The sequence below is a fragment of the Zhihengliuella salsuginis genome, from assembly GCF_014651715.1.
Lineage (GTDB): Bacteria > Actinomycetota > Actinomycetes > Actinomycetales > Micrococcaceae > Zhihengliuella > Zhihengliuella salsuginis.
The window spans coordinates 1-22477 of the sequence record NZ_BMXK01000006.1 but is presented as its reverse complement, the minus strand read 5'-3'; the positions used below and the strand labels follow the sequence as shown (position 1 = coordinate 22477).

Below are 22477 nucleotides of genomic sequence, written 5' to 3'. Positions count from 1 at the left end.
AACAACCGGAACAATCTAGGGGGAACGGTAGTGGGTATCCAGGGCTGGCAGTGGCTGATCATGATCCCGACGGTGGTCGGCGCCGTGGGACTGGTGATCGGCATCGCGATCATCATCGCCACGCGCAACAAGGAACCGGTCGGTGCCGTGACAACGTCACCCGGGAAACCGGTGGGCCACACCGCCGACGGGCAACCGCTCTACCGGTCGACCCAGCCCCAGCCGACGAATACCTTCGCCATTCTCTCGCTGATCTTCAGCTTCTTTATCGGCGTCATGGGCGTGGTCTTCGGCCACCTGGCCCGCGCCCAGATCCGGCGGACGGGTGAGGCCGGCGATGGTCTGGCCCTGGCCGGCCTCGTCATCGGCTACGCCGCGATCCTGGCCTGGGGCGCGGCCGCCCTGGTCATGTTCGCTTCGATGCCCATGGGCATGTAGCCGGGGCCAGCCCCGTCCCGGCGGCCACGCGGCGCCGCCGGCCGGCCCACGCCGGCGGTGCGCGTCTACGCCGGAGGGAACACCCCGACGCCGGCCAGCGAGACCGCGAGCACGACCGCCGTCGCGCACAGCCCCAGGAGCACGGGCCGCCCGCCGAGGCGCACCAGGCTCGGCAGGTGCACGCCGACCCCGAGGGCGAACATCGCCGCCGTCAGCAGGGCCGACTGCAGCCCTGCGGCCGCCGCCAGCGCCGGCTCCGGCAGCACGCCGGTGCTCCGCAGCAGCACCGCGACCAGGAACCCGGCGACGAACACCGGGACGATCGGCGGCCGCCTCCCCGCCCCGGAAGCATGGCGTCGCCGCATGTACACGGAGATCCCCGCGACCACCGGTGCGAGCATCACCACCCGGGCCAGCTTGACCGTCACCGCCACGGCGAGCGCGCCGCCTCCCACGGCCCCTCCGGCGGCGACGACCTGCGCCACCTCGTGCGTCGACGCCCCGATCCACATCCCCACCGCGGCCGCGTCCAGCCCCAGCAGCCCGCCGAGGAACGGGACCAGCGGGATCATGGCCGTCCCGTAGAGCACCACCAGTGCCACGGCGGCGGCGACCTGGTCCTGCCGCGCCCGCGCGGGCTGCTGCACCGCGGCGACGGCCGCCGCCCCGCAGATCGAGAAGCCCGCCGCGATCAGCAGCCGCTGCCCCGGCTCGACACCCAGCGCCCGGCCGATCCAGAGGGTCACCCCGAACGTGACCACCACGGTGCCGGCCGCCACCAGCAGCACCCCGGGACCCAGCCCGGCCAGCGCGGCGAGCGGCAGCTGCAGCCCCAGCAGCACGATCCCCGCCCGCAGCAGCGGCCGCGCCGCGAACTCCACCCCGGGCGCGAGCACCGCCGGAACGGGCGCCAGGTTGCGCCACAGGGCACCGGCGAGGATCGCGATCAGCAGCGGGCTGGCCTGCGGCACCAGGTGCGCGGCCGGCCACGCGAGCGCGGCCCCGGCCAGGCACGCGGCGAGGCCGGGGGCGCGATCCAGGACGACGGCGGCGGCACGGGCGGGTGCCGTGCGTCGCCCGCGGGGATGCTGCGGGCGGACGGGGCGGCGGGTCTCGGTGAGCATGCTTCCATGCTCCGCCCCGCCGTCATGCCGCGGTAGACACCGCTGGGGCACCGCGGCCATATGATGGCGATATGACCGATTCGCGCCCGCCGGTGGAGAACTGGCTGCAACTGCCCGTGCTCCGCCTGCTCGTGGGCATCGCCGACCACGGCAGCCTCAGCGCGGCCGCCCGGGCCACCGGAATGGCCCAGTCCAACGCCAGCCGCTCGCTGAAGACGCTCGAGCGGCGGCTCGGCTACACGCTGGTGCGCCGCTCGACCCGCGGATCGACCCTCACGTCGGAGGGCCAGCTGACCGCCGGGTGGGCGCGCGATGTCCTCGCGGCCGCCGCCCGGTTCTCCGCCGGCACGGCCGCCCTCGCCGCCGGCGAGCAGGACGAGCTGCCGATCGGCTGCAGCATGACGATCGCCGAATACCTGGCGCCCACGTGGATCGGCGCCTTCCGCACCGTCATGCCCCGCGCCGCCCCGACGCTGCGGATCGCGAACTCGCGCGACGTCGTCGCGGCCGTGGTGGCCGGCGACGTCCTGCTGGGATTCGTCGAGTCCCCCGACCGGCTGGAGGGGCTGCTCGAGGAGACGGTATACGCGGACGAACTGGTCGTCGTCGTGGACCCGGCACACCCGTGGGCCGCGGACGGGCGGACGATCGAACCTGCCGAGCTGGGGCGGACGCAGCTCGTCGAACGCGAGGCCGGGTCCGGGACCCGGGCCGCGCTCGACCACCTGGTCGGCGGCGACCGGCCGGCACCCGTCGTGGAGCTGAACAGCATCGCGGCCGTGTGCCAGTCGGTCATCGCCGGGCTGGGACCGGCCGTGCTCAGCCGGCTGGCCGCCGCCGGGGAACTCGACAGCGGGCGGATCGTGGAGGTCCCGGTCGCCGGCGGGCCGCTGCGACGCGAGTTCCGGGCCATCTGGACCGCGGCCGCCGAACACTCCCGGGCGGCGCGGGAATTCCTGGCCATCGCGCGCGGCGGCGCGGACGGCCCGCCGGCGAAAAATACCTGGGCCACCTCTTGACACCCGACGGGATCCGGGAGATCTTGTAATTGGCAGATACCCCCAGGGGGTATAAACGATCGGCAGGAGATCCCCATGATTCCGCGCAACGCTCTGGCGGCCAGCGCCACGCTGCACTGTCTCACCGGATGCGCCATCGGCGAGATCCTCGGCCTGATGATCGGCACGGCCGCCGGCTTCTCCACCGCGGCGACGATCGCCCTGGCAGTCGTCCTCGCCTTCTTCTTCGGCTATCTGCTCTCCGTCATCCCGGTCCTGCGCAGCGGGGCGGGCATCGGCGTGGCCGTACGCGTCGTGATCTTCGCGGACACTCTCTCCATCACCGTGATGGAGATCGTGGACAACGCGGTCATGGCAGTCATCCCCGGAGCCATGGACGGCGGCCTGGTCAATCCCATCTTCTGGGTGGGCATGATGATCGCGTTCGCGGTCGCCTTCGCCGCCGCCTTCCCCGTCAACCGGTACCTGATCGACCGCGGCAAGGGCCACGCCCTGATGCACAAGTACCACGAGGGGCACGACGGCCACGACGGCCACGACGGCCACGACGGCCACGACGGCCACGACGGCCACGACCATGATCACGGCTCCGGAGACGATCACGGAGCCGGGCACCACCACCGGAAGGACGAGTCATGAACGCCAAGATCCTTGCAGCCGGAGTCATCGGATTCCTGCTCGGCGGGCTCGCGGTCTCCATCGCGGCCCAGCTGGAGGAGCCCGCCCACGGCGAGCCGACCGGCATCCACCGGATTCTCGAGGACTGACGCCATCGCACGCGGATGCCGGTCCGGATCAGACCGCGCCGCGCACGGCCTGCCCCGTTCGAGCCTGACCTGATGACCCAGGGGGTGTCCGGATGTCAGGCTCATGTCATCACCTCCGGCTGAAACGCGGAGTCGCAGCAACGCGGAGTCGCCGGAATGCAGCGGCGGCGGACGGCCGGAGCCCCGGGCGCTACGCCGAAGCGGTGGGCGCGAGCCCCGTCTCCGCGACGGACGCCATCGCCTCCAGCATGGCCCCCTCCAAGTGCGAGCGCAGCGCCGCCGCGTCCGGATCCGCGGCGACGTTGACCATCTCGTCCGGGTCCGAGCCGTGATCGTAGACCTCCACCTCGTCCGAGCCGAAGTAGCGCGTCATCCTCCCCCGCGACGTGAGCACCGTCCGGATCGTCACCGGTGCCGGCAGCCCCGGCACGGAGAACGGCTGCTCCTCCTCGACGAGCAGCGCCTCCCGCCACGACACGCCGGACGCTGCCGCTGCTCCGGTGCCGGCCGCCGCACTCGTGCCGGGCGCGGCTCCGGGCGCGCCGGCGTCGTCCCCCAGCAGCGGCCGCAGGCTGCGCCCCTGGATCCCGCGGAACGGCTGCGTCCCGGTCAGGTCGAGGAGCGTGGGTGCCAGGTCCGCCGTCGAGACCAGCTCCGGCATCCGCCGCGCGGCGACCCCCGGGCCGGCGACGAGCAGCGGCACGCGCGTGACCGCCCGGTAGTGCACGAAGTGCTTGAGCATCAGGCCGTGGTCGCCGAACAGGTCCCCGTGGTCCGCGGTGAAGACGATCAGCGTGTTCTCCGCCTGCCCCGACTCCTCGAGGGCCCGCAGCAGGCGCCCCACCTGGTCGTCGACGAACTCGATCTGCCCGTACTGCGCGGCCAGCGCCTGACGGTACTGCTCCTCGTCGACCGCGAACGTCATGGTCGGGTCTCCGTCCGGGGTGCCCCGGCGCTCGGCCATGAGGCGCACGTGCTCCGGCGAGCGCGCGTGGTCCTGGTGGAACCCGACCGGCAGCGGCATGTCCTCGGGGCGGTGCCGGTCCGCGTACTCCGCCGGCGGCGCGAACGGGTGGTGCGGGTCCGGGAAGGAGACGAACAGGAAGAACGGGTCGTCCTGCCCGGCCGCGGCCCGCACGCGCGCCTCGGCCCGCTCCCCCACGTACTCGGTGGGGTGCGCGGACGCGGGGATCGCCGACGTGTACACCTGCTCCCAGGCGCTCGAGCGACGCGGGCTCGCCGCCGGTCCGCCCTGCGCCGGGTCGACGCCGCGCTCGCGGGCCCAGTGCCGCCAGTGCCCGCCGGGGGCGTCGCCGTGGCCGACCACCAGGTCGACCTCGTTGTACCCGTAGTAGTCCCGCGGCAGCGGCAGGTAGGCGTCGTCGTGCCGGGCGCGGTCCTCGTGCCGGTCCCAGCCCGGCTCGCGGTCCCGCACGACGGAGTCCGGCGCGCCCCCGTCCAGCAGCAGCGGCGAAGTGGCGCGGATCTGCTCCAGCTGCTCGGGCTCGAACTCCCACCCCATGTTCTGGTGGTGCAGCTTGCCGACGGCCGCCGTCGTGTAGCCGGAGCCGGCCAGCTGGCGGACGAACGTGCTGGCGTCCGGGTCCAGCGGGATGCCGTTGCAGCGGGTCCCGTGGGCGGACGGCCAGCGCCCGGTGAGGAGGCTGGCGCGGTTCGGCATGCACGTCGGGCTCGCGACGTACGCCTCGTCGAACACGGCGCCGCGGGCGGCGAGCGCGTCGAGGTTCGGCGTGTTCACGTGGCCGTCGCCGCCGAAGCCCAGGTGGTCGGCGCGCAGCTGGTCGGCGATGACGAACAGGACGTTGGGGCGGTCCGAGGCCCCGGGCCGGCTCACTGCTGGGCCTTGCGGATGAGGGACAGGGTGCGCGAGCGCAGCTCGGCGAACTCGGGCAGCGCGCGTGTGGTGATCTGGTCGCGTTCGCCCGGCAGGTCGACGTCGATGACCTCGAGCACGCCGGCCGGCTTGCCGCCGATCGCGACGATCCGGTCCGAGAGGTAGACGGCCTCGTCGATGTCGTGCGTGACCACGACGATCGTCATGTCCAGCTTGTCGCGGATCGACAGGCACAGGTCCTCGAGCTCGAACCGGGTCTGCGCGTCGACGGACGCGAACGGCTCGTCCATGACCAGGACCTCCGGCCGGTAGGCCAGCGCGCGGGCGATCGCCACGCGCTGCTGCATGCCGCCCGAGAGCTGCCACGGGTACTGCTTCGCCGCATGGGAGAGCCCGACGGCGGCCAGCGCGTCCTCGATCCGCTCCGCCGCCTCGGCCTTCGGCAGGCGCATGTGCCGCAGCGGCAGCCTCACGTTCTTCTCCACTGTCAGCCACGGCATGAGCGAGCGCGAGTAGTCCTGGAAGACCAGGGCCATCTCCGCCGGCGGGCCGTCCAGCGGTTTCCCGTCGATGTACATGGCGCCCCCGGTGGACGGGTGCAGCCCGGCCAGGCACTTGAGCAGCGTGGTCTTGCCGACGCCGGACGGGCCGACGATGCAGGCGACCTCGCCCTTGTCCACGGAGAACGTCAGGTCCCCGATGATCTGCTTCTCCTGGTCGCCGCGGCCGTAGGACTTGGCCAGGTGCTCGACGCGCAGGCGCGGTTCGGTCTGTGTCACGGTGTCCTCCCGTAGGGACTTGTTGCTGGTGGTGCGCCCGGCGCGGGCCGAGGCGGCGTAGGCGGTGCTCATGCTGCACGCTCCTGTCGTTTCGATCCGATGTACCAGGCCAGGACGCGGGAGCGGGCGGCCTCGAAGAGGATGTTCGCCGCGAAGCCGAGGAAGCCCAGCAGCAGGATGCCCGCCCACATGTCGGCGGCGAGGAAGCTCTGCTGCGCGAGCAGCGTCATGGCCCCGATACCCTGCGAGGAGCCGAGCATCTCCGAGGCGATCATGACGATGAATCCGATCTGCAGGCTGACCTGCATTCCGGCGGCGATCTGCGGCCCGGCGGCGGGCAGGTAGACCCGGAGCAGGCGCTCGTGCTTGCGCAGCCGGTACACCGAGCACACGTCGCGCAGGCCGGTGTCGACCGCCCGGATCCCGTCGATCGTGGAGATCATGGTCGGGAACGTGGCGGCCAGGACGATCGATGTCACCCGCATCTCCTGGCCGAACCCGATCAGCGTGATGAGGATCGGGATCAGGGCCACCGGCGGGATGCCGCGGATGAAGTGCAGGGCGGGCTCGAACATGGCCCGCAGCACGGGCACCGTGGCGATCACGAAGCCCAGCACGACGCCGACGACGACCGCGATGGCGTAGCCGATGCCCAGGTTCCGCAGGCTCGGCAGCACGTCGGAGGCGAAGCGGTCGAACAGCCAGAGCGCCTGGAAGCGCTCCATGATCGTCGCCAGCGGCGGGAAGAACGCGTTCGTGGAGCCGGCGGAGACGATCCACCAGGCGGCGATGACGGCCACCGGGGCGCCGACCCCGAGGACGGTGTTCAGTGCGCGGCGTTTCACGGCGTCTCCTTCCGGAAGGACGGGTGCCAGTGCAGGACGCGGCGTTCGACGGCGGAGCTGGCCCACTGCGAGGCCACGCCGAGCACGCCGAGCACCACCACCAGCGCGTAGAGGGTCGGGTAGAGGCCGCCGGCCTGCGCCTGGTAGATGCTGCGGCCGAGGCCGGGGGCGCCGCCGAGCAGGCCGGCGACCACCACGATCACGAGCGACGCCGGGGCGGAGACGCGCACGGCCGTGCCGATGAACGCCGTCGCACCGGGCAGCACCACGCGCCAGAGGGTCTCGGCGCGGCCCATCCCGTAGGAGCGGGCCGTGGCCAGGGCCACCGGGTCGGCGTCGCGCACGCCCGCGATCGCCTGGATGGAGACCGTCAGCAGGCAGCCGGCGACCACCAGGAACAGGGCCATCTTCGACGTCGGGCCGAACACCATCACGGCGAGCGGCAGGATGACGATCGGCGGGATCGGCTTGAGGAACTCGGTGATCGCGAGCGTCGCCGCCCACACGGGCTCGAACATGCCGATCAGCACGCCCAGGATCACGCCGCCGGCGACGGCGAGCGCCAGCCCGGCCGCCGCGCTGGCCACGGTCACGCCCGTGTCCACCCAGAAGACCTGCGTTCCGAGCAGCCGGACCAGCTCTGCGAGCGTGTCCGTCACGGTGGGCAGCCCGGTCCCGAAGGCGCCGGAGGCGGCGGCGAGCTGCCAGCCGCCCAGCAGGACGACGGCGCCCACCGCCCCGAGGACGGTCTTCGCGACGGGGGCGTCGACGTCGAGCCGGCGCCCGGCGGCGCTACTGCGCGTCGTAGACGAGATCGTCATCGAGCTCCACCTCCGTCTCCAGGTAGCCGAGCTCGACGAGCGAGGCGTTGACGGCCTCGATGTCCGCCGGGTCGACCTCGTCCGGCCAGTAGCTGTCGGCACCGGCTTCGATCACGGCGCGGTCGACCTGGGTCAGCTCCGCCGACTTGTCGATCGCCTCGTCGAGGTTCTCGTTGGCGTAGGCGTTGGCCTTGTAGATCGCCCGGACGAAGCCGGCGGCCGCCTCCGGGTTCTCCTCGGCGAACGTGCCCGAGGCGACCCACAGCCCGATCGCGCCGTCGCCGAAGAACTCCGCGCCCGGCGCCGAGAGGTGCGTGTGCCCGTCGTCGGCCGCCGTGTTGGAGAACGGGGCCACGAGCCCGGCCGCGTCGATGCGGCCCTGCTCGAGGGACTGGAGCGCCGAGGCCGGGTCGAGGACCATCCAGTTCACGGTGCCCGGGTCGCCGCCGTCGTCCAGGATCGCCTTCGCGATGGTGACCTCGAGCTGGGCGTTGCGCGCCGGCACGGAGACCGACTTGCCCTCGAGATCGGCGGGGGTCTCGATGCCGTTGCCGGCGGCGGCGAAGAGCCCGGTGTCGTCGACCTGGCTCGGGTCCTCGAGCTCCGCGGTCCCGTCCGGGTACCCGTCCGCGGCGGCGAGGATCTGCAGGTCGACGCCCTGCGAGAGGCCGTTGAGCAGCGGGATGGACGGGGTGTAGGTGATGTCGAGCTGGCCGCTCTGCGCGGCGGCGATGCCGGCGGGCGGGTTGGCGACGACGCTGGTCTCGATCTCGAGGCCCTCGTCGGCGAAGTACCCCCTCTCGATGCCGAGCGCGATCGCCGCGTCGGAGCCGATGCCGATCGTGCCGACCGTGAGTTTGCTGGTGTCTCCCTCGCCGGCGCCCTCGTCGGCTCCGCAGCCGGTGAGGGCCGCGCCGAGCGCGAGGACCGATCCGAGGGCCAGGATGCGCTTGTTCATGATGTTCTCCAGGTGGGTGGGATGTGCGGATGGGTGGGAGTGGTCAGGGTTCGCGCCGGTGGACGATCCGTCCGCCGGCGACCGTGAGGGCCGTGGGGTTCTCCAGCAGCTCGCGCGGGTCGCCGGGCAGCGGGCCGGCCAGCACGCAGAGGTCGGCGAGCTGGCCGGCGGCCACGCGGCCCTTGTGGCGCTCCGCGTGGTCCTGCCAGGCCGGCGTGCCGGTCATCAGGGCCAGGGCCGTGCGGAGGGCGAGGCGCTCGTCGTCGTCCCCGCCGGGGCCGGCGGTGGTGTCGCGGGTGGCCGCGGCGACCACGCTGTGGCGCCAGTCCGGGGAGGTGACGGGGGCGTCGGAGGCGATGTTGGCGGGGATTCCGGCGGCCAGCGCGCTGGTGAGCGGCTGGTGGCGGGCGAAGCGCTCGCCGCCGAGGACGCCCAGCATGAGGCGTCCGGCCGCCGACCGGATGGCCGGGTTGGTGCTGTAGCCGACGCGGTGCTCGCCGAGCCGGCGCAGGGCGTCGTCGTCGGCGAAGGCGCCGTGGATGACGTAGTGGCGCGCGTCGCGCGGGGCGGCCGCGGTGGCGGCGGCGATCGCGTCGACGACGGCGGCCGTGGCGGCGTCGCCGGTCGCGTGCACGCCGGCCTGCAGGCCGGCGCCGTGGATCGCGGCGATGATGCCGTTGAGCTCCTCGACGCGCTCGGCGTCCGTGGCGCCGGCGATGACGAGGTGGCCGTGGTGGTGGCCGCACGGGGTCCGGTAGGTGTCCTTCATCCAGGCGCTGCCCGAGCGCGGGGTGCCGTCGGCGAAGACCTTGACGCCGCCGATGCGCAGCTGCAGCGGGTCGATGCCGCGGCCGTCGAGCAGCCGCGGCAGGCCCGAGTCGAGCCCGCGCCGGGTGGCCTCGGCGGTGGCGCCGCCGGTGCCGCTGAAGAGCATGAGCGCGGTGATGCGCATGGTCAGGTCGCCGGCCTCGGCGAGGTCGGCGAGCAGCTCGAGGGCGGAGGCCGTGCAGGCGCCGCTGAGCAGGCTCGCGCCCCCGGGGCCGAGGCCCGGCTCGGTGAGCGAGGTGATGCCGAGCGCGTGCAGGTCGGCCTGGTGGCGCAGCACGGCCGAGCGCAGGGACTCCCGCGGCAGCTCGGGGATGCCGGCGCCGGCCAGGCCCATGGCCGCGTCGGCGAAGTGGCCGGTGGGCGCGCCGTCCACGTCGCGCGTCACGGTGCCGCCCGTGACGTCGGCCGCGCCGTGCAGGCCCAGCCGGTCCATGGCGGTGCGGTTGAGCAGCAGCTGGTGGCCGGTCTGGTCGTAGGCCACGACCGGCGCGTCAGGGCGGGCGGCGGCGACGCGGCCGGTGCCGCCGTCGCCGAGGACGGCCGCGTCCCAGCCGTGCGCCCGGATCCATCCGTCGGCGCCCGGCTCCAGCGCCTCCAGGAGGGCAGCGACGCCGTCCCAGTCGCGGGCCGAGCCGAGCGGGGCGAGGCAGTAGCGGGAGTAGGCGCTGGCGATGAAGTGCAGGTGGGCGTCGTTGATCCCGGGCAGGATGGCCCCGCCGGCGGCGTCGACCACGCGGGTTCCGGGGCCGGCGAGGGCCGCGACCTCTTCGCCGCCGACCGCGGTGATCCTGTCACCGGTGAGGGCGACGGCGGTGGCGTCCGCGACGTCGTCGTACTGGGAGGCGGCGCCGAAGCCGGCGGCCGCGCCGGGGACCGGGAGCACCGGCACGGTCCCGCCGGTGATCACCAGGTCCGGTGATGCTGTGCTCATGCTGGCCTCCTCACTGTCGAAGCGCCTGTGATCGGCGCCACATACAAGAGTATGTCGCATGACTAAGTCACTTGACCAGCTTTTGTGGGAAGATTTAATAGATCGCAGGGTCCGGGCCCCGGAAACAGGGCGCGGCAGGGGCGTCACGGAGCCGATCGCGGCGCCGCATAGGATGGACCACCAGGACCGAGGAGGACGTCGTGGGCAGGGTTTCCGCTGCAGACCGCAGCCAGCAGTTCGTCGAGGCAGCCGCGCGCGTGATCGCGCAGGAAGGCGTCACCGCCGCGACCACGCGGAGGATCGCCCGCGAGGCCGACGCCCCGCTGGCCGCCCTCCACTACTGCTTCCGCAACAAGGAGGACCTGCTGCTCGAGGTCTACCACCACCTCAGCCGCGACTACGCCCGGCAGCTGGACCCCCTGCCGGAGCACGCCGGGCTCGCCGAGGTCGTGGACCTGCACATGCGGCGGATCTGGCGGCGCATGGCCGCGCACCCACACGAGCAGATCACGACGTTCGAGCTGCTGCTGCGCGGCCAGCGCCTGACGAATCCGCGCGAGCGCGAGCAGGCCCAGCAGGTCAACCGGCAGATGTACGACGCGTGGATCAGCTCCACCGCCGCCATCTTCGACGCCGGCGCCGCGGCCTCGGGTGTGACACCGGCGACGGACACGACGGTCGCGGCGCGCTTCACCGTGGCCGGGATCGACGGGATCAGCATCCAGCACGTCTCCGACCCGGACGAGGAGCGCTCCTGGCGGATGATCGACGAACTCGTCCGCGCCCTGCAGTCCATGCTGCTGCCGCGGTAGGCGCCGCGGAACTCGTGAGAAGCGCCACCCCCGGCACCACACCACGCCCCACAGCACGCGTTCCGGCCTGAGCTCCTGACGCAGGGGGTGCTCGGATCTCAGGCTCATGTCTGTACCTCAGGCTCAAACGTGTGCGGCCCCAGCACCGCTCCTCAGCACCCCGATTGACGGCCCTCGCGTGAGGTGGCACACTCGTGTAATCGATTCCATGGAATCGATTACACAACCGCCGCCGACCCGAGGAGCACCGCATGCAGCCCGTCACCATCCGTGACGTCGCCCGCGCCGCCGGCGTCTCCTCGGCCACCGCCTCCCGCGTCCTCTCCGGCAACCCGGCCACCAGCGAGGCCTCCCGAGACCGCGTCACCGCGGCCGCCGCCGAGCTCGGCTTCTCCCCCAACGCCCAGGCCCGCTCCCTGCGCTCCACCCGCACCGACAGCATCGCCCTGCTGATCTCCGACGTGCGCAACCCCTACTTCGCCGACCTCGCCCACGCCGTCGAACAGGCCGCCCGGAACCGCGGCCTCGTCACCTTCATCGGCAACGCCAACGAGGATCCGGCCCAGCAGGACGAGTTCCTCGACGCCATGATGTCCCGCCGCGTCGACGGCGTCCTCCTGGTCCCCCAGGGCCTCGACAGCGACGGCGGCACCCGCCCGAGCCCCGCCGTCGAACACCTCCTCACCCGCGACATCCCCACCGTCCTGGTGGACCGCACGCTCGCCGGCGTCGCCGCCCCGCACGTCACCGCGTCGTCCACCGCCGCGCTGCACGACGCCGTCGCCCGGCTCGCGCGCGACGGCCACCGGCGCATCGCGTTCATCGGCGGGCCCGAGCACACCTCAACCGCCGCCGAGCGCTACGCCGACTTCCGCGCCGCGCTCGCCGCCCACGGGCTCGACGCCGGCGACGACCTGCACTTCCACGGCGACTTCCGCACCCCCTCGGGCGCCGAGGGGGCCCGCTGGCTGCTGGGGCTCGAGGAGCGGCCCACGGCCGTCGTCATCGCGGACTCCCCCATGGCCATCGGCGCCCTCGCCGTGTGGCGGGAGGCGGGACTCGCGGCGGGGACCGACCTCAGCGTGATCGCCTTCGACGACATCGAGGCATTCGCCCTGCACGACCCTCCGCTGGCGACCATCAGCCACGACCTGACCGACATGGGGCGCCGCGCCGTCGACACCCTCGCCGACCTGATGGCCGGGCAACCGGCCGCATCCACCGTCCTGAGAAGCACCTTCACCGACCGGGCCTCGATCGGCCCGGCCGCAGAGAGGAACCCGGCATGAGCCACCACCGAACCGTCACCGTCATCGGGTCCAGCAACGCGGACCTCGCCGTCAGCATGGACCGCCTCCCCGGCCCGGGCGAGACGGTGCTGGCCCGCTCCTTCGTCACCTCGCCCGGCGGCAAGGGCGCCAACCAGGCGCTCGCGGCGCGGCTGGCCGGTGCGGAGACCGAGTTCGTCGGGGCGGTCGGCCGGGATCCGCACGCCGAGGTCGCCCTCGGGATGCTGGCCGAGGCCGGAGTGGATCTGTCCCGCGTGCGACGCGTCGACGAGCCGACCGGCATCGCGCTGATCTCGATCGACGCGGCCGGCGAGAACTCGATCGCCGTCGTGCCCGGCGCCAACGCGACCGTCACCGCGGACGTGGTGGGCGGGCTCGGCGAGGTGCGCGGCGTCGTCGTGCTCCAGGGGGAGATCCCGGCCGCCGCCGTCGAGCGGGCGGCCGCGGCGGCCGAGCGCGTGGTACTGAACCTGGCGCCGGTCATCGCGGTGGATCCGGACGTGATCCGGGCCGCGGACCCACTGGTGGTCAACGAGCACGAAGCCGCCCTGGTGCTCGAGCAGTTCGGCAGCGACGCCCCCGAGGCGCCGGAGGACGCCGCCCGGGCCCTGCTGGGGCACGGGGTGCGCAGCGTGGTCATCACGCTGGGCGCGGCGGGATCTCTCGTCGCCGAGCACATGACAACCACCGCGAACGACGACGGTGCGCGCCTGAGCACGGTGGCCGCCGTGCGCGCGGACGCGGTCGACACCACCGGCGCCGGCGACGCCTACACGGGCGCGCTGGCCGCTCGGCTGGCCGCCGGGGACGAGCTCGTCGCGGCGGCCGGCTTCGCGGCGCGGTTCTCCGCCGCCTCCGTCGCCAAACCGGGCGCGCAGGCGTCCTACCCGCGCACGCTCGACGAGCTGCCTGGCGCGTAGCCGGCGACCGCGGAAATCTGCTGGTGACTCGCACCGCATTGCGCCGCGAGTAGTCACTGAGCGCGACCAACCAGCCGCGAGTCGTCGCTCAGTGCTGCAAAATCCGGGAATGCCAGCAATTCGCGACGACTGGCGCGACAAGCCTTCGGCTCGACGCAACCAGCAACGACAACCGTGGATGACGGTCCAACATGATGACGTGGCGCCTCACCACTAGAACGCGGCGTATTCTGGAGACAGGACAACGCTGCGAAGAAGAGGTGATGGAAATGAAGCGACAAGTGGTCAACAAAAAGCCCGTCAGTGCGAAGGCGATAAAAACGATCGTCTCTCGTTCGACCAAGGCTTCAGCCCACCTCGAACACCGCAGCGTCCCGGAGGGCTTCGTGCGCTCCGAACAAGCAGAGCGCTTTCTGGCCGAACGCCGGCGCCGAAGCTGATGGCTTTCGAACCGGGTTACGGAGAGACTCCGTTAAACGGTGACGAATTGGACGCTCTCACAGTCGACGCCCGCGCGATCCTCACGGGCACGGCTTCCAAAGCCTCTGTCTTCGATCTTGAGCAAGCGGTTCAAGACGACATAGCCGCTGAACAATTGACCGCCGTCTTGGCAGGCGAACTAGACGTAGATGAGCTCCTGACCGACACCTACGTCCGAGGGCTGCACCGCCGAATGTACGGCGACATCTGGACGTGGGCAGGCGTATACCGGAAACGAGAATTGAATATTGGAGTTGCGCCGGAACAGATCGCGACTCAGCTCCACGCCGCATTGGCCAATCTCCTGTATCGCTGGCATCACACGGACGACTGGGATCCCCGCATCCTCGGTATCGCTGTTCATGCGGAGACCGTCCGGATCCATCCATTCGTCGACGGCAACGGCCGTTCCACGCGGTTACTCGCAGATCTTGTGTTCGCAGCCGCGCAGGGAACGGAGACTGTGGAAGTCTACGACTGGGTCCTTGAGAAGAGGCATTACATAGAACTCCTCCGCGCCTACGACCGCCACCGAGACCCGATCGACTTGGCCGATTTCATCAGAACGATTCCTGTGACGGACTGATCTACGCCCTGTGCTCAACTTTTGGGATCCAACATCGACCCTGGCTCTCGCAACGCTCAGTCGGCGACGACGAGCCCCACGTGGGCTGCGAGCGCCGGGGCCAGGTCTGCGAGCTGGAGCGCGTCGACCGTGGCCCCGCGCAGCCCGGCCAGCCCTGAGATCGCGCGGAAGCGCACGCCCCGCAGGTCCACATCCTTGAGCTTCGCGCCGTCGAGGGCGAGGGTGTCGATGCGGCAGTCCGTGAAGGAGACCCGGTCGAGGCTCGCCGAACCGAGGTCGAGCTCGTCGAAGACCACGTCCTGGAACGCCACATCGCGCAGCTTCGCCTGGCGCAGGTTGACGTACCCGAGCTTGCCGCCGTCGAACCGGACCGACCGCAGGGACGCCCCGTAGAGTTCCGCGGAGCCCAGGCGCGTCTGCGCGAGGCGCGTGTTGAACCACGTGCTGTCCGGCGCCCGGAACACCGGGGCGTTGAGCTCGGCGAAGCGGCAGTCGCCGAAGCTGGTCCGGTTCAGATCCGCGTCGGAGAGCATCACCCGGCGGAAGCTGCACCCCGTGAAGACGGTGTCCTCGAGGTCGGCACCGGCGGCCGCGTCCTCGACGAACGCGGCGTCCTCGACGCGGCCGTCCACCGGCAGGGCGGTCAGATCCGCGTGGGCGGCGGGCGCCAGATCGGCGAAGGACGGCAGTCGGGGGCTCTTCGGTGAAGTCATCCCACCAGTGTAATGACCCGGAACCTCATAATGCGCGCGGGCGGTCAGTCGACGAGGTCGAGCGCGGCGTCCAGGCTGCGCAGCGCCGCCGCGTTGTCCACGCGGGTGAGCGCGAAGGCGGAGGTCACCAGAGCGGTCACCGCCTCGGCCAGGCGCCCGCGCTCACGTTCGCCGGCTTCCGGGTGCCGCGCGGCGATCCCGGAGGCCAGCGCCCGGCGCAGCTCCTCGCGGTAGGCCGCGACGGCCTCGCCCACGGCCTGCTCCATCGCGACCGGCGCGCCCGCCGTGTTCATCAGCAGGCACCCGTGCCGCGCGGCGTCCGCCTCCGGGTCGTCCAGGCCGGCGCGCATCCCCATCAGGTAGTCGACGACGGCGTCCGCACCCACCGGCGCCTCGGTCAGCGGGCGCAGGCGCGGGGCGATGACCTCGCGCAAGTAGCTCGCGACGGCGGCATCGAAGAGGCCGCGCTTGCTGCCGAACGTGTTGTAGAGGCTGGACCGGCGCAGGCCGGTCGCCTGCTCGAGCTCGGGGATGGAGGCCTCCTCGAATCCGCGCTGCCAGAACACCGCCCGGGCAGCGCGCACCACGACATCGGTCTCGAACGTCTGCACACGCCCCACGGCGGCCTCCTGAACTCGATATTTGCGTAACGGTCATTCCAGTATATATTAGAACGGTCAGTACAAAAACAGTCCGCCTCGAACCAGGGAACCCCATGATCATCGCCGGCCTCGTCCTCGCCGCCCTCGCGGCCGCCGTCCACGTGTTCATCTTCTATCTCGAGTCGATCGCGTGGACCTCCCCTCGGGCCCGGGCCGCCTTCGGCACCACCGGCGACGAGGCCCTCGCCACCCGCGAACTCGCCTTCAACCACGGCTTCTACAACCTCTTCCTCGCGATCCTGGCCGCCGCCGGCATCGCGTCCGTGGCCGCGGGCGCGACGACGGCCGGGCTGACGCTGACGTTCGCGGGGCTCGGCTCGATGGCCGCCGCGGCCGCGGTGCTGGCGATCAGCTCGCCGAACAAGCGCGCCGCGGCCGCCAAGCAGGGGCTCCTCCCGGCCGCCGGCGTCGTCGTACTGCTCCTCTCCTTGATCTGAACCACCACCAGAAAGCGAATCACCTTGACTGAGAACACCCGCCAGACCAGCACCCAGATCCAGCTCGTCGCCCGCCCCGACGGCTGGCCGACCCCGGAGAACTTCCGCACCGTCACCATCGAGCTCGACGACCTCGGCGAGAACCAGGTGCGTGTCGCCAACGAGTTCATGTCCGTGGACCCCTACATGCGCGGTCGCATGTCGGACGCGAAGAGCTACATCCCGCCCTTCGCGCTCGGCGAGACCATGAATGGCGGCTCCGTCGGCCGCGTGGTCGCCTCCCGCTCCGCGGACCTGCCGGTCGGCACGCTGGTCCTGCACCAGCTCGGCTGGCGGGACGTCGCCCAGGACGACGCCGGCGCGTTCCGTGCCGTCGCCGACCTGCCGGGCGCCTCGCCGTCGCTCTACCTGGGCATCCTGGGCATGACCGGGCTGACCGCCTACGTGGGCCTGACCGAGATCGCCCCCGTGGCGCCGGGTGAGACCGTGTTCGTCTCCGGCGCGGCGGGCGCCGTGGGCACCGCCGTCGGGCAGATCGCCCGCCTGCTGGGCGCTGGCCGGGTCATCGGCTCGGCCGGCTCGGATCAGAAGGTCGCCCTCCTGAAGGAGAAGTACGGGTTCGACGCCGCGCTGAACTACAAGAGCGCGCCGGTCCGCGAGCAGCTGGCCGAGCTGGTCCCGGGCGGCGTGGACGTGTTCTTCGACAACGTCGGCGGCGACCACCTCGAGGCCGCGATCGACGTCATGAACGACCACGGGCGCATCGCGCTGTGCGGTGCGATCTCGCAGTACAACACCACCGGGCCCGCCGCCGGTCCGGACAACCTGGTCAAGTTCATCAAGGGCAGCCTGTCCATGCGCGGCTTCACGCTGGGGCACCACCTGGACAAGGCCGGCGAGTACAACGAGAAGATGAGCGGGTGGTTCGCCGACGGCGAGGTCCAGTACGACGAGACCGTGGTCGACGGGATCGAGAACGCCGTCGACGCCTTCCTGGACATGATGCGCGGCGCCAACACGGGCAAGATGGTGGTCCGCACGGCCTGACCCGGAGCGGTCGATGTGGCGAAGACGACACGACAAGAATCGTCACGATCTGTTGAAGCTTAAACTAAATCGTGGTGGAGTATTCTTATGAACACCTCCGCTTCCACCGCATCGGCCGCCGCCCGCCTGATCATCCGAGTCGCCTTCGGCTTCCTCTTCCTGGCGCACGGCTGGCAGAAGTTCAACGAATTCACGATCCCCGGCACCGTCGGCGCCTTCACCGACATGGGCGTTCCGGCCGCGGCCGCGGTGGCCCCGGTCATCGCCTCGCTCGAGCTCGCCGGCGGCGCCCTGTTGATCCTCGGCCTGCTGACCCGGCCCGTCGCGATCCTGCTCACCGTCAACATGGCCGCGGCGATCATCCTGGTCCATGCCGGCGCCGGCGTGTTCGTCGCCAACGGCGGGTACGAGCTGGTGCTCGCGCTCGGCGCGGCGACGCTGGCGCTCTTCCTCGTCGGCCCGGGCCGCATCTCCCTCGACGCCGCCCTCTTCGGCAGCCGGAAGGGCGCGCTCGCGAAGCTCGCCTGATCCCCGCGCGAAACGCCGCCTGATCCCCTCGAGGCGGCGCCGTCTCATGACCCGCACCAGCACTCGTGCCCCGAACCGCCCGGTTCGGGGCACGACTGCGTTTCCGGCCGGGTCCCCGCGTCCGAGATCCTCTCAGCTTCACCCCTTAGACTTCCGGGGATCGGGTGTCACGCGACGCCCGCAACCAGGGCATCGGCAGCAGGAGGGTCTTCGAGTGCGCGCGAACCTCGCCGCGTTGATCAGCGCCTGCTGCATCATCCTCGGCCTGCTGGGCATGCACGCCCTCGCCCAGCACGGCACCCCCTCCGCCCAGCACGACGCCGCGCCCGCCGCAGCCGCCCCCGCCACCCACGGCGGGGCGCACGCAGCAACGGGCGCGGCGTCGTCGTTTTCGCATCCGGCCCCGGGTACCGAGGACTGCGCCGACTGCCCGCAGGCGCATGCCGCGATGGCAGCGGCCTGCCTGCTCGCGCTGATCGCGGCGGTCCTGCACCTCGCCGGGCCGCCCGCCTTCCGGCTGCGGCTCCGCGCGTGGCGCCGCCTGCTCCCCCGCACGCCCGTCCCACTCCCGGCGCCACCCCGGCCGCCCGACCTCAACATGCTCTGCGTCTGTCGGACGTGAAATGCGGCCCCGACCGCACACCACACCGACCACAGGAGTAGACATGAAGAAGACAACGATGACCCGTTCCGCCGCCGTGCTCGCGATCGGAGCGATCGCCCTCGCCGGATGCGCCACCGGGAATGACGACGCCGGCACCACCGGCCCGGCCGCCAGCAGTGCGCCGGGCAGCGACGCCGCCGCCAGCAACACCGCATCAGCCGAGGCGAACGAGGCCGACATCGCGTTCGCGACCGGCATGATCCCGCACCACCGGCAGGCGATCGAGATGTCCGGCCTGGTCCTCGGGGCCGAGGGGCTGCGCGAGAGCGCCCTCGGGCGCGGGACCGCGGAGCTCGCCGTCGAGATCAAGGCGGCGCAGGGCCCGGAGATCGGGCAGCTGGAGAAGCTGCTCGACGCGTGGGGAGCCCGCGACGGCGAGCACTCCGGCCACGGCGGGATGGACGGGATGATGAGCGAGGACGACCTCGCCGAGCTCCAGCACGCCACGGGCGACGACGCGGCGAAGCTGTTCCTGGAGCAGATGATCGCCCATCACGAGGGCGCCGTGACCATGGCGCAGACGGTGATCGACGAGGGACAGAACGCCGAGGCGCGCGAGCTGGCGCAGGAGATCATCGACGCGCAGGACGCGGAGATCTCCCGAATGCGCGGCATGCTCGAGGGCTGACCCCTCCGAAACGGGGCGGTCGGCCGGTCTGAGCACCGGCCGACCGCGCCGCCGGCGCACCCCGCCCCCGCTCCCCTGAACCTATTCTGCGGGTGCCCCCGCCTAGGGTTTTGATCGAGTCGCGCCGAGGTCTTCGGCGCGACCGACATCATCCAGTTCGTTGGGGGAACAATGAGCAATCAGATCCACACGGGAGTCGCGAGGACTTCCGCCGGCAAGGGGCTCGGCGTCGCCGCACTCGTGACCGCGATCGTGGCGATCGTCCTGTCCGCGCTGCCGATCATCAACAACTTCGCCGCGGTCCTGGGTGTCATCGCGCTCGGGCTCGGCATCGCCTCGCTCGTCATCGCGTCCAAGCGCCACGGCGGAAAGGGCCTGGGCATCGCCTCGAGCATCATCGCCGTCGTCGCGATCATCATCGTCTTCGCCTCCCAGGCGTTCTACGGGGCCGCGATCGACGAGGTTTCGGAGTCCTTCGACCAGGCGATCGAAGAGGCGGAGACCGGGGAGCGCGCGGCCACCGACGAGGAGCAGGAGGAGACCACATCGGTCGAGCCCCTCGCGATCGGCGCCACCGGCCAGCTCGACGACTACGAGGTCACGGTGGATGCCGTGAATCTGGACGCGGGCGAGGAAGTCGCCGCAGCCTGGGAGTACAACGAACCCGCAGAGGCGCAGTACGTGCTCGCCGACCTGACGGCGACCTACACCGGCGCGGAGGAGGGGGTTCCCTGGATCGAACTGAACGTCGAGTTGGTCGGCTCGGACTCGCGCATCTACTCGACCACGACCTGCAGCGCCGTCCTGGAGAACGAGGGCTACGACCAGCCGAATCTGACGTCGGGAGGGACGGCGTCGTTCCAGTCGTGCTTCGACGTCCCGGCCGAAGCCCTCGAGGACGCCACGCTGCGTGTCTCCGGCACGCTGGACTTCAACGGCGAACCGGTGGTCTGGAACACCAAGTAGGTCCAGTCCGGGCTGCCGCTCCACGACGGCGCCGGCACGGTCCCAGCGGATCGCGCCGGCGCCGTTTGCGATGCCTTATTTTGCTATATCGGCAAACACGTTTGCGATTTCGCGATCGTTCGTCGAGACTTGCACCAGGCAAAGCCAGCGTCGCCTTCAAGACGCCGAGAGGACGGACAGCACATGAGCAGCCACACCACGGAGGACGCCTCCACGCCCGCCGCCTTCTGGGAGAACCGGTACGGCTCGGCCGAGACCATCTGGTCCGGGCGGGTCAACCAGACGACGGCCGACGTCGTCAGCGGACTGCAGCCGGGGCGGGCTCTGGATATCGGCTGCGGGGAGGGCGGTGATGCCATCTGGCTGGCCCAGCACGGGTGGAACACGGTCGGCGTCGACATCGCGCCGACTGCCATCGCCCGGGCGTCTGCCGCCGCCGACGGCGCCCCCCTCCCCGGGTGCGGCCCGATTCGAAGCGGTCGACCTGGAACACTGGTCGACCGACGACGAGTACGACCTGGTCACCGCCTCTTTCTTCCACTCACCGGTCGCCTTGACCCGGGCGTCGATTCTTCGCACCGCGGCATCCCGCGTGGTCCCGGGCGGCCATCTGCTGATCGTGACTCACGCGGCCGTGCCACCGTGGGCGCCCCCGGAGATGCACGCCGACCACAACCTGCTCACTCCCGACGAGGAAATCGCTCAGCTCGACCTCGATCTGAACCTCTGGGACGTGCGCATCAAGGAACTTCGACCCCGCGAGACAGTCGATCCCGAGGGGCGGGCGGCCATCATCGACGACGGAGTGGTGCTCCTTCAGCGCCGGTCACCCCTGCTCCCACGGCGGCGTCTTCAGGAACGGTGATTCGCAGGCCCAGCCGTCGGGGTTCTCCGTGCAGTCCTCCGAGACGAGTCGTGTCTCGGTCTTCCAGATGCTGTTCACCTTCGGATCGCTTGCTACGACTGCGACACCTGGAATGGGGATCCACCCGGATCCACCGGTGCGGAAGTACCCGGCATAGACGGTCTCCAGCGCGACGTCGTAGTTTCCCGCTTCCTCGTAGACGATGCTCGTGTGGGTCTTGTATTCGTAGGGGTCCACTCCGTCAGGACGGGGCTCGCCGGCATGCGGAGTCGTCCGGTACTGCCCGTCGTCATAGGTCCACCGGTATTCGATGGGAGTGGCCTTGACGTCGACCGGCGCCCCCAGGATGGAGGTCGTCGTCTCGAACTCCTCGGAGTCGGCCCACAGATTTACGTGGTGCCCGATCAGCGCGATGCCGTACATCGGCTCGCCCTCTACACCGTTCTCGAAAATGATCTCCGAGGCTGGCAGTGGAAGGCGGCGGAATTCTTCGAGCGTCACCACTACCTCCTCTGCCGCCTCGCCTGCTTCCTCGTCCAGGGATTCTCCGGCGACAGGACTGCACCGAAATTGAGACGTGGCGACAAGATTCGGATCGGCTACCGTGTAGTTCCACCGCCTCTGACGATCGGAATCTTCAGGGCAACCGAAGTCCTCGTTCGTACAGGCAAGATCGAAATTTCCGGTACCGGAGAGATCGCAGATATGTGGCTCATCCCAATCGGGGGTGTAGGAGTTGGGGTCTGAAGCCGCCGGTCTCGAGCAGGCTTCGGGCGATGTAGTTGGTCAGGTTGCGGAACCCGAGTGCGGAGCCGCGCAGGTGTTCGAGCCGTCCGTTGAGCGCCTCGGTCGGCCCGTTGCTGGTGCCGGGTCGTTCGAAGTAGGCGAGCACGTCAGCGGCTCGCTTCTTCAGGGTCCGGCCCAGGGTGGTGAGCTCGGTGAGCACCTTGGGGACGCCGGCGCTGAGGTCGGTGATCAGCTTCTCCATGAGCTCGCGGCCACGTTGCCGGTCCTCGTGGCGATAGGCGGCGATCATGCGCTGGTAGACACCCCAGGTCGCCTCGACCTCGACGTGAGCGTCATCAACGAACAGCGCGCGTAGCCTGTCGCTCTGCTTGTCGGTGAGCAGGTCCGCGCCGGTGTGCAGCGTGCGCCGCGACTTGTAGAGCGGGTCGTCCCTGAACCCACGGTGCCCGTGGATCGCGAGTTGGACCCGGCGCCGGCACCTGTCGAGGGCGTCACCGGCCAGGCGCACGACATGGAAGGGATCCATCACCGTGACCGCGTCCGGGATCTCCTCTGCAGCGGCGGTCTTGAACCCGGTGAAGCCGTCCATCGCGACCACCTCGACCGCGTCACGGAAGGCGTCGTCGCGGTCGGCGAGCCAGGTCTTGAACGCCGCCTTCGACCGGCCCTCGACCATGTCCAGCAGCCTTGCTGGGCCGGCGCCATCGCGGACCGGGGTGAGGTCGATGATCACGGTGACGTACTTGTCGCCACGCCTGGTGTGGCGCC

The 22477-nt window shown here is 71.2% G+C and carries 26 protein-coding genes and 2 pseudogenes; 17 read left to right on the top strand and 11 right to left on the bottom strand.

Translation table 11 applies throughout. The annotated features are described in order from the left end of the window. The first annotated feature begins 30 nt into the window (after positions 1-30). Positions 31-438 (top strand): DUF4190 domain-containing protein, encoded by a 408-nt coding sequence (locus IE069_RS07810; protein WP_229791018.1) that lies wholly within the window; start codon positions 31-33, stop codon positions 436-438. Between the two features lie 65 nt (positions 439-503). Here IE069_RS07810 and IE069_RS07805 read toward each other — a convergent pair whose 3' ends face one another. Further along, positions 504-1562, bottom strand: a complete 1059-nt coding sequence (locus tag IE069_RS07805) for a YeiH family protein (protein ID WP_189349579.1) — start codon at positions 1560-1562, stop codon at positions 504-506. A gap of 71 nt (positions 1563-1633) precedes the next feature. Here IE069_RS07805 and IE069_RS07800 point away from each other — a divergent pair, with 71 nt between their 5' ends. The 3 genes from IE069_RS07800 (at position 1634) to IE069_RS15720 (ending at position 3348) form a co-directional block, all read left to right on the top strand. Further along, entirely contained in the window at positions 1634-2581 is a 948-nt protein-coding gene (locus IE069_RS07800; RefSeq protein WP_229791017.1) for a LysR family transcriptional regulator, read from the top strand. A 75-nt stretch (positions 2582-2656) separates the two neighbouring features. Further along, a complete protein-coding gene (locus tag IE069_RS07795) occupies positions 2657-3220 on the top strand; it encodes a DUF4396 domain-containing protein (protein WP_189349578.1) in 564 nt (187 codons plus the stop codon). Further along, a complete protein-coding gene (locus tag IE069_RS15720; RefSeq protein WP_268245173.1) occupies positions 3217-3348 on the top strand; it encodes a hypothetical protein in 132 nt (43 codons plus the stop codon). Before IE069_RS07795 ends, IE069_RS15720 begins: the two co-directional genes overlap by 4 nt. Positions 3349-3538: 190 nt before the next feature. Here the strand turns inward: IE069_RS15720 and IE069_RS07790 are convergent, their stop codons facing one another. The 6 genes from IE069_RS07790 to IE069_RS07765 are packed head-to-tail and all read right to left on the bottom strand — an operon-like array spanning position 3539 to position 10365. Continuing rightward, a complete protein-coding gene (locus IE069_RS07790; protein ID WP_189349577.1) occupies positions 3539-5203 on the bottom strand; it encodes a sulfatase family protein in 1665 nt (554 codons plus the stop codon). Beyond that, the gene (locus IE069_RS07785; protein WP_189349576.1) at positions 5200-6054 is read right to left on the bottom strand and encodes an ABC transporter ATP-binding protein; all 855 of its coding nucleotides are present in this window, start codon (positions 6052-6054) and stop codon (positions 5200-5202) included. Before IE069_RS07785 ends, IE069_RS07790 begins: the two co-directional genes overlap by 4 nt. Continuing rightward, a complete protein-coding gene (locus IE069_RS07780; protein WP_189349575.1) occupies positions 6051-6827 on the bottom strand; it encodes an ABC transporter permease in 777 nt (258 codons plus the stop codon). The genes IE069_RS07785 and IE069_RS07780 overlap by 4 nt, the downstream gene beginning before the upstream one ends. Further along, a complete protein-coding gene (locus IE069_RS07775; protein ID WP_189349574.1) occupies positions 6824-7648 on the bottom strand; it encodes an ABC transporter permease in 825 nt (274 codons plus the stop codon). The genes IE069_RS07780 and IE069_RS07775 overlap by 4 nt, the downstream gene beginning before the upstream one ends. Further along, positions 7620-8606 carry an ABC transporter substrate-binding protein gene (locus IE069_RS07770; protein WP_189349573.1) on the bottom strand — a complete coding sequence of 329 codons (987 nt, stop codon included), beginning with the start codon at positions 8604-8606 and terminating at the stop codon, positions 7620-7622. Before IE069_RS07770 ends, IE069_RS07775 begins: the two co-directional genes overlap by 29 nt. 43 nt (positions 8607-8649) lie before the next feature. Beyond that, positions 8650-10365 (bottom strand): amidohydrolase, encoded by a 1716-nt coding sequence (locus IE069_RS07765; protein ID WP_189349572.1) that lies wholly within the window; start codon positions 10363-10365, stop codon positions 8650-8652. A gap of 200 nt (positions 10366-10565) precedes the next feature. Between IE069_RS07765 and IE069_RS07760 the strand changes: the two genes are divergently transcribed. From IE069_RS07760 to IE069_RS07740, 5 genes are all read left to right on the top strand, one after another. Then, positions 10566-11177, top strand: coding sequence for a TetR/AcrR family transcriptional regulator (locus IE069_RS07760; RefSeq protein ID WP_189349571.1), 612 nt, complete (start codon positions 10566-10568; stop codon positions 11175-11177). Between the two features lie 251 nt (positions 11178-11428). After that, the gene (locus IE069_RS07755) at positions 11429-12466 is read left to right on the top strand and encodes a LacI family DNA-binding transcriptional regulator (protein ID WP_189349570.1); all 1038 of its coding nucleotides are present in this window, start codon (positions 11429-11431) and stop codon (positions 12464-12466) included. After that, positions 12463-13386: a ribokinase gene (locus IE069_RS07750; RefSeq protein WP_189349569.1), complete on the top strand. Its 924-nt coding sequence runs from the start codon at positions 12463-12465 to the stop codon at positions 13384-13386. The genes IE069_RS07755 and IE069_RS07750 overlap by 4 nt, the downstream gene beginning before the upstream one ends. A 191-nt stretch (positions 13387-13577) precedes the next feature. Then, the gene (locus IE069_RS07745) at positions 13578-13826 is read left to right on the top strand and encodes a hypothetical protein (RefSeq protein ID WP_189349568.1); all 249 of its coding nucleotides are present in this window, start codon (positions 13578-13580) and stop codon (positions 13824-13826) included. 47 nt (positions 13827-13873) lie between these two features. Then, positions 13874-14452, top strand: coding sequence for a Fic family protein (locus IE069_RS07740; RefSeq protein ID WP_229791016.1), 579 nt, complete (start codon positions 13874-13876; stop codon positions 14450-14452). Between the two features lie 56 nt (positions 14453-14508). Here IE069_RS07740 and IE069_RS07735 read toward each other — a convergent pair whose 3' ends face one another. Together IE069_RS07735 and IE069_RS07730 are read right to left on the bottom strand one after the other, a co-directional pair. Further along, complete coding sequence (locus tag IE069_RS07735; RefSeq protein WP_189349566.1) at positions 14509-15165, bottom strand: pentapeptide repeat-containing protein; 657 nt, start codon at positions 15163-15165, stop codon at positions 14509-14511. A 44-nt stretch (positions 15166-15209) separates the two neighbouring features. Continuing rightward, a complete protein-coding gene (locus IE069_RS07730; RefSeq protein WP_189349565.1) occupies positions 15210-15785 on the bottom strand; it encodes a TetR/AcrR family transcriptional regulator in 576 nt (191 codons plus the stop codon). Between the two features lie 95 nt (positions 15786-15880). Between IE069_RS07730 and IE069_RS07725 the strand changes: the two genes are divergently transcribed. From IE069_RS07725 to IE069_RS07695, 8 genes and pseudogenes are all read left to right on the top strand, one after another. Then, positions 15881-16264 (top strand): DUF1304 domain-containing protein, encoded by a 384-nt coding sequence (locus tag IE069_RS07725; protein WP_189349564.1) that lies wholly within the window; start codon positions 15881-15883, stop codon positions 16262-16264. A 24-nt stretch (positions 16265-16288) separates the two neighbouring features. Further along, positions 16289-17311: an NADP-dependent oxidoreductase gene (locus tag IE069_RS07720; RefSeq protein WP_189349563.1), complete on the top strand. Its 1023-nt coding sequence runs from the start codon at positions 16289-16291 to the stop codon at positions 17309-17311. A gap of 87 nt (positions 17312-17398) precedes the next feature. After that, positions 17399-17839: a DoxX family protein gene (locus IE069_RS07715; protein ID WP_189349562.1), complete on the top strand. Its 441-nt coding sequence runs from the start codon at positions 17399-17401 to the stop codon at positions 17837-17839. Between the two features lie 214 nt (positions 17840-18053). Then, positions 18054-18461 carry a DUF6153 family protein gene (locus IE069_RS07710; protein WP_189349561.1) on the top strand — a complete coding sequence of 136 codons (408 nt, stop codon included), beginning with the start codon at positions 18054-18056 and terminating at the stop codon, positions 18459-18461. 43 nt (positions 18462-18504) lie between these two features. Continuing rightward, the gene (locus IE069_RS07705) at positions 18505-19131 is read left to right on the top strand and encodes a DUF305 domain-containing protein (RefSeq protein WP_189349560.1); all 627 of its coding nucleotides are present in this window, start codon (positions 18505-18507) and stop codon (positions 19129-19131) included. A 171-nt stretch (positions 19132-19302) separates the two neighbouring features. After that, positions 19303-20097, top strand: a complete 795-nt coding sequence (locus tag IE069_RS07700; protein WP_189349559.1) for a DUF4352 domain-containing protein — start codon at positions 19303-19305, stop codon at positions 20095-20097. 183 nt (positions 20098-20280) lie between these two features. Continuing rightward, positions 20281-20487 (top strand): annotated as a pseudogene (locus IE069_RS15610) (class I SAM-dependent methyltransferase); the annotation flags it as partial. Next, positions 20447-20962, top strand: a complete 516-nt coding sequence (locus IE069_RS07695; protein WP_229791015.1) for a class I SAM-dependent methyltransferase — start codon at positions 20447-20449, stop codon at positions 20960-20962. The pseudogene IE069_RS15610 and the gene IE069_RS07695, both read left to right, overlap by 41 nt. Here IE069_RS07695 and IE069_RS07690 read toward each other — a convergent pair. Next, positions 20924-21463, bottom strand: coding sequence for a hypothetical protein (locus IE069_RS07690; protein ID WP_189349558.1), 540 nt, complete (start codon positions 21461-21463; stop codon positions 20924-20926). The two genes, IE069_RS07695 and IE069_RS07690, sit on opposite strands and share 39 nt — an antisense overlap. A gap of 211 nt (positions 21464-21674) precedes the next feature. Further along, positions 21675-22477 (bottom strand): annotated as a pseudogene (locus tag IE069_RS07685) (ISL3-like element ISPfr2 family transposase); the annotation flags it as partial.

What these genes read in the sequence shown, in the direction of transcription:
- IE069_RS07735 (WP_189349566.1), bottom strand. Translation starts at nt 15,165, where the DNA reads ATGACTTCACCGAAGAGCCCCCGACTGCCGTCCTTCGCCGATCTGGCG.
- IE069_RS07770 (WP_189349573.1), bottom strand. Translation starts at nt 8,606, where the DNA reads ATGAACAAGCGCATCCTGGCCCTCGGATCGGTCCTCGCGCTCGGCGCG.
- IE069_RS07705 (WP_189349560.1), top strand. Translation starts at nt 18,505, where the DNA reads ATGAAGAAGACAACGATGACCCGTTCCGCCGCCGTGCTCGCGATCGGA.
- IE069_RS07795 (WP_189349578.1), top strand. Translation starts at nt 2,657, where the DNA reads ATGATTCCGCGCAACGCTCTGGCGGCCAGCGCCACGCTGCACTGTCTC.
- IE069_RS07750 (WP_189349569.1), top strand. Translation starts at nt 12,463, where the DNA reads ATGAGCCACCACCGAACCGTCACCGTCATCGGGTCCAGCAACGCGGAC.
- IE069_RS07745 (WP_189349568.1), top strand. Translation starts at nt 13,578, where the DNA reads ATGATGACGTGGCGCCTCACCACTAGAACGCGGCGTATTCTGGAGACA.
- IE069_RS07700 (WP_189349559.1), top strand. Translation starts at nt 19,303, where the DNA reads ATGAGCAATCAGATCCACACGGGAGTCGCGAGGACTTCCGCCGGCAAG.
- IE069_RS07800 (WP_229791017.1), top strand. Translation starts at nt 1,634, where the DNA reads ATGACCGATTCGCGCCCGCCGGTGGAGAACTGGCTGCAACTGCCCGTG.
- IE069_RS07785 (WP_189349576.1), bottom strand. Translation starts at nt 6,054, where the DNA reads ATGAGCACCGCCTACGCCGCCTCGGCCCGCGCCGGGCGCACCACCAGC.
- IE069_RS07765 (WP_189349572.1), bottom strand. Translation starts at nt 10,365, where the DNA reads ATGAGCACAGCATCACCGGACCTGGTGATCACCGGCGGGACCGTGCCG.
- IE069_RS07725 (WP_189349564.1), top strand. Translation starts at nt 15,881, where the DNA reads ATGATCATCGCCGGCCTCGTCCTCGCCGCCCTCGCGGCCGCCGTCCAC.
- IE069_RS07755 (WP_189349570.1), top strand. Translation starts at nt 11,429, where the DNA reads ATGCAGCCCGTCACCATCCGTGACGTCGCCCGCGCCGCCGGCGTCTCC.
- IE069_RS07805 (WP_189349579.1), bottom strand. Translation starts at nt 1,562, where the DNA reads ATGCTCACCGAGACCCGCCGCCCCGTCCGCCCGCAGCATCCCCGCGGG.
- IE069_RS07715 (WP_189349562.1), top strand. Translation starts at nt 17,399, where the DNA reads ATGAACACCTCCGCTTCCACCGCATCGGCCGCCGCCCGCCTGATCATC.
- IE069_RS15720 (WP_268245173.1), top strand. Translation starts at nt 3,217, where the DNA reads ATGAACGCCAAGATCCTTGCAGCCGGAGTCATCGGATTCCTGCTCGGC.
- IE069_RS07775 (WP_189349574.1), bottom strand. Translation starts at nt 7,648, where the DNA reads ATGACGATCTCGTCTACGACGCGCAGTAGCGCCGCCGGGCGCCGGCTC.